The 4,519-nt window shown below is 61.8% G+C and carries 3 protein-coding genes; all 3 read right to left on the bottom strand.

What is annotated here, in order from left to right; all coding sequences use genetic code 11:
- A partial coding sequence (gene acs, locus P8X48_12745) for an acetate--CoA ligase (GenBank protein ID MEJ2108173.1) occupies window positions 1–1,635 on the bottom strand: 1,635 nt, incomplete at its 3' end.
- Window positions 1,636–1,720: 85 nt separating this feature from the next.
- The gene (locus P8X48_12740) at window positions 1,721–2,413 is read right to left on the bottom strand and encodes an exonuclease domain-containing protein (protein MEJ2108172.1); all 693 of its coding nucleotides are present in this window, start codon (window positions 2,411–2,413) and stop codon (window positions 1,721–1,723) included.
- A 2-nt stretch (window positions 2,414–2,415) separates the two neighbouring features.
- The gene (locus P8X48_12735; protein ID MEJ2108171.1) at window positions 2,416–4,290 is read right to left on the bottom strand and encodes a putative nucleotidyltransferase substrate binding domain-containing protein; all 1,875 of its coding nucleotides are present in this window, start codon (window positions 4,288–4,290) and stop codon (window positions 2,416–2,418) included.
- Between the last annotated feature and the right edge of the window lie 229 nt (window positions 4,291–4,519).

Below are 4,519 nucleotides of genomic sequence, written 5' to 3'. Positions count from 1 at the left end.
CTCGGCCACCGCATCGTGCAGGACCATGGCGCTTTCGATCTCCGCGGTGCCAAGACGATGGCCCGACCCATTCAGAACATCGTCCATTCGCCCGGTGATCCAGTAGTACCCATCCTTGTCGCGACGGGCCCCGTCGCCGGAAAAGTAGGTTCCGGGATAGGTCTTGAAATAGGTATCAACGAACCGCTGATGATCACCATATACCGTTCGCATCTGCCCCGGCCACGGCCGCCGGATCACCAGTGCCCCCGTGGCCTCGCTTGTCTCGATGAGCTTGCCGCTTGCCGGATCCACGATACCCGGCTCCACCCCGAAGAAAGGCAACGTCGCCGATCCCGGCTTGAGCGCGGTGGCACCCGGCAGGGGCGTAATCAAATGACCGCCGGTTTCTGTCTGCCACCAGGTATCCACGACCGGGCAACGCGAATCTCCGACAACCCGGTAGTACCACTCCCAGGCCTCCGGATTGATGGGCTCGCCCACGGTGCCGAGGATTCGCAGACTGCTGCGGTCGGTTCGCTTCACCGGCTCATCGCCATCACGCATGAGGGCGCGGATCGCGGTCGGCGCGGTGTAAAAGATATTCACCTTGTGCTTGTCGCACACCTGCCAGAACCGGGAACTGTCGGGATGCGTCGGAATACCCTCAAAGATCAGGCTGATCGCGCCGTTGGCCAGTGGGCCGTAGACGATATAGCTGTGACCGGTGACCCATCCAACATCGGCCGTGCACCAGAAGACCTCGCCTTCCTGGTAGTCGAAAACGTACTTGTGGGTCATGGCGGCAAACAGCAGATAGCCACCGGTGGTGTGCAACACCCCCTTCGGCTTCCCGGTGGAACCGGAAGTATAAAGAATGAATAGCGGGTCCTCGGCATCCATTTCCTCCGGCGGACAATCGGATGAGGCGGGTTCCACGGCTTCGTGATACCAGACGTCGCGCCCGTCGTGCCAGTTGGTCTTGCCGCCGGTATGGCGCACGGTCAGCACCGTATGCACATTGGGACACTCGGCCAGGGCCTCATCGACGTTGTTCTTCAAAGGAATGTGTTTGCCTCCGCGTACCCCCTCATCAGCGGTAATCACCGTCTGGCAGTCGGAATCCAGAATCCGGTCCTTGAGGGACTCGGGAGAAAATCCGCCGAAGACCACCGAGTGTACGGCACCGATTCGGGCGCAGGCCAGCATCGCGTAGGCTGCCTCGGGGATCATGGGCATGTAGATACAGACGCGATCTCCCTTCTTCACTCCCCGCGCCTTCAGCGCATTTCCCAGGCGACTGACCTGTTCGTGCAATTCGTGATAGGTGATCTTCTTGTCGACACCGGGATCGTCGCCCTCCCAGATGAAGGCGGTCTGGTCGCCGCGATCGGCCAGGTGACGATCAATGCAGTTGTAGGCGACGTTCAGCTTGCCACCCTCGAACCACTTGATGTGGAGGTCGTCTTCGGCAAAGCTCCAGTCGGAAACGCGATCCCACTTGCCGGACCAGCTTAGAAACTTTTCCGCCTGTTCCGCCCAGAATCCGTCAGGATCGTCCAGCGATCGGCGGTACATTTCCTTGTACTGCTCTGCATCGATGTGTGCGTGGGCGGCGACGGTCGCCGGTACCGGATAGATTTTTTCTGTCGACATTCTTCTCTCCTCCGTTTTGGCCTGATCGGGAGAATCCGGTCCTGGGCAGCAACGCCGTAGTGGCCTGCCCCACAGGCATCAGACATCAGATTCTCACCAGAAAATCCTTGAGCGGCATCGCACGACCGGACTCACGTTCTGCGATCTGGGCGGCGAACAGTTCAGCACATGCAAGGGCATCGCTGAGCGCATTGTGCGCCACATAACGTGGCAGATTATAACGCGTTCTCAGATTGAACAAGCGCAGATCAGTGGCACGATAGGGCTGATTGCGTCGCTCGAGCCAGCGCCGGGCCAGTTGCTGGGTATCTACGACTCGCGCCGTGAAGTCGCCGTGAAAAACCTTTGCGCAGGCGCGGCGCAGGAATTCCGTCTCCACCGGCGCGTAGTGTACCAACAGCACCCGGCCTGCGAGTCGGGTGAGCACGTCCGCGAGGGCCTGATGCAGCGGCTCACCCGCAGCCACCCTGTCATCCGTCAGTCGATGCACCACCACGCTTCGTTCCGACATCGGCCTTTCCACGCGGACCACGCGGTGTTCGGCCGTGGCAAGATCGATGCGGGTTCCGTACATCGTCACCATGCCGACGCTGACGATGGCATCGGTTTGCGGCTCCAATCCGGTCGTTTCCAGATCGAGTGCCAGATATTCCACTTCCCGGCAGTCCCGTCCCGGATCCGGAAAGGGTGTCGACAGATAATTCTGCAACGGCCCCGGCGCGGTGCGACGCGCCAGCCTCCTTCTACGGTACTCCAGCGGAAACAGGCGATCGAGCATGGTCAGACGATCCGGTCCGTCTGGTAGCGCTGCGCCAGCGCGTCCTGCATGTTTGAAATCACCGAAAAGGCGTCTTTCAGATGCCCGCGCTCGAGGGCGGACAGTTCGTCAGGCTGGACGTGGTTGTCCGGCTCCCGGCCATTGCGGATCTGCTGCGCCTGGTGGCGGGCGCGGACCGTGGATATGAACTCCAGGGCGTCTACGAGGTTCGCGGCTCCTTCCTTGCTGAGCGTACCTGCGTCGCCCGCCGCCCGCAGGCGCGCTGCGGTATTGCGTTCAGGCTGCCCCGCGGCCAGGGCATAGACACGCGCCAGATCGACGATGGGCATGATTCCGCGCAGCTTGAGATCCAGCGTGTGGTCGTATTCGCCGCCATGCACGAGAAGGAAATTGCGAAAGAATCCGAGGGGCGGCCGCGCCGTGAGCGCATTCGCCGCCATGTGCGCGAGGAAGATCTCGTTGTCGGCCGCGCGGGCGAGAATATCCGGATACCAGGACTCATACAGCTCACGTAAACCACGCAGGGGACGCATGTCGAAGAAATTGCAGGCAAGCATGATCGACTTGCGCGCCGGCTGATCGATCCAGTCCTCGAACTTGCTGTGCCAGACCCGCCGGGGCTGTCGCCATTCGGTATTGCTCGCCATGATCCCGCCCGGGCAATAGGGAAATCCGCAGGACGCGAGGCCATCGCTCACACGGGCGGCAAGAGCCAGGAAATACCCGTCGTGTTGTTCGGGCCGAAAGTCATCCGACAGGATCAGGGCATGGTCCTGGTCGCTGTGTACCGTCTGTTCCCGTCGCGCCTGCGAGCCGACCGCCACCCAGAGATAAGGCACCGGTGGCGGGCCCAGCTCCTGTTCCGCCAGTTCCAGCAGACGTTCGCTGAATGCATCGGTAACGGAGGAAATGGCCCGGCCGAGATGACCGGGCGTGGTTCCGGCGTACACGAGCTTTCGCTGAAGTTCCGGCAGGCCTTTGCTCATGGCGGCCAGTTCGCCCACGGTTTCGCACCTGCGCACCGCACCGGCGAGGTAGACGGTGTTCGCGCTCTCGAAACGAATGAGATCATTGTTGGAAACAAGGCCCACCGGCTTGCCGCCATCCATGACAGGAAGGTGGTGCACATTCAGGCGGGTCATGGTCGTCAGGGCCTCGAAGGCTGGACTGTCCGCGGCAATCGTATGCACGTCTTTGGTCATGACCCTGCGCACCGGCGTCTCCGGTGGCAGATTCGCGGCCATGCACCGGCTTCGGATATCGCTGTCGGTGAGCAGGCCAACGAGGCGTTCCTGGTCGAGCAACAGCAGGGATGATATTCCCTCCTCGGTCATGCGCCGGGCTGCATCGCCAACCGTACTGTCGACGGAGAGGGTGACCGGCGCACGCGCAACCAGGCTGCGTACCGGAATGTTCGACAGGGAAGCGCCTGCGGCAAGGGTGCCTTTCTGCTGCATCAGCGCCCGCTGGAGCCGGGCGCGCAATGACGCAGTGAAGTATGCGTCGAATTCAAGGTACTGTTCCCGCAGAAGCCCAAGGCGTGAACACGGCATCAGGTACAGCAGGCAATCTTCCGCGGCATGTCCCTGGAGATCGCTCCCTTGCCTTTCTTCCGTCCCTACACATGCGGCCGAGTACAGTTCCCCTTCGCCGACCTTGTCCACCAATTCGCCGGCCGGATCGCGCAACTCGATCGCTCCGGTACGAACGATATAGAGATTGGTGCCACCGCCATCGGCCGGGGGGAATTTCGAGCCGCGGCGCAAATAGCGGACCGACAACTCGCGCGGCAGCTGGTCAAGGGCCTCTTCCGGCAGGTGATCGAACGGGGTAAGACCTGCGAGAAATTCCCGGATTTCGATCAGCTCAACTTCCATGGGGTTCGCACCAACTGGTCCAAGGGATCTGCAAGCAGGCTACCGCGGGTTTCCGACCGAAGCCAGAATCGTCGCTCCCGGCAATCGATGGCCGCAAAAAAACCGCCATGACCCCGCGGATGCGGGGCCATGGCGAGACAGTTTTGCATACGCCGTCTAGTGCGTCGACGCACCCGCGCCCCGGGGAACGCGGATGTCCTCTACCAGATGCTGGATGTGATCCGGCGGC

The organism is Acidiferrobacteraceae bacterium (genome assembly GCA_037388825.1).
Classification (GTDB): Bacteria; Pseudomonadota; Gammaproteobacteria; order Acidiferrobacterales; family JAJDNE01; genus JARRJV01.
Note: the sequence above shows the minus strand (reverse complement) of the source record. Positions and strands in the feature narration are given on the sequence as shown.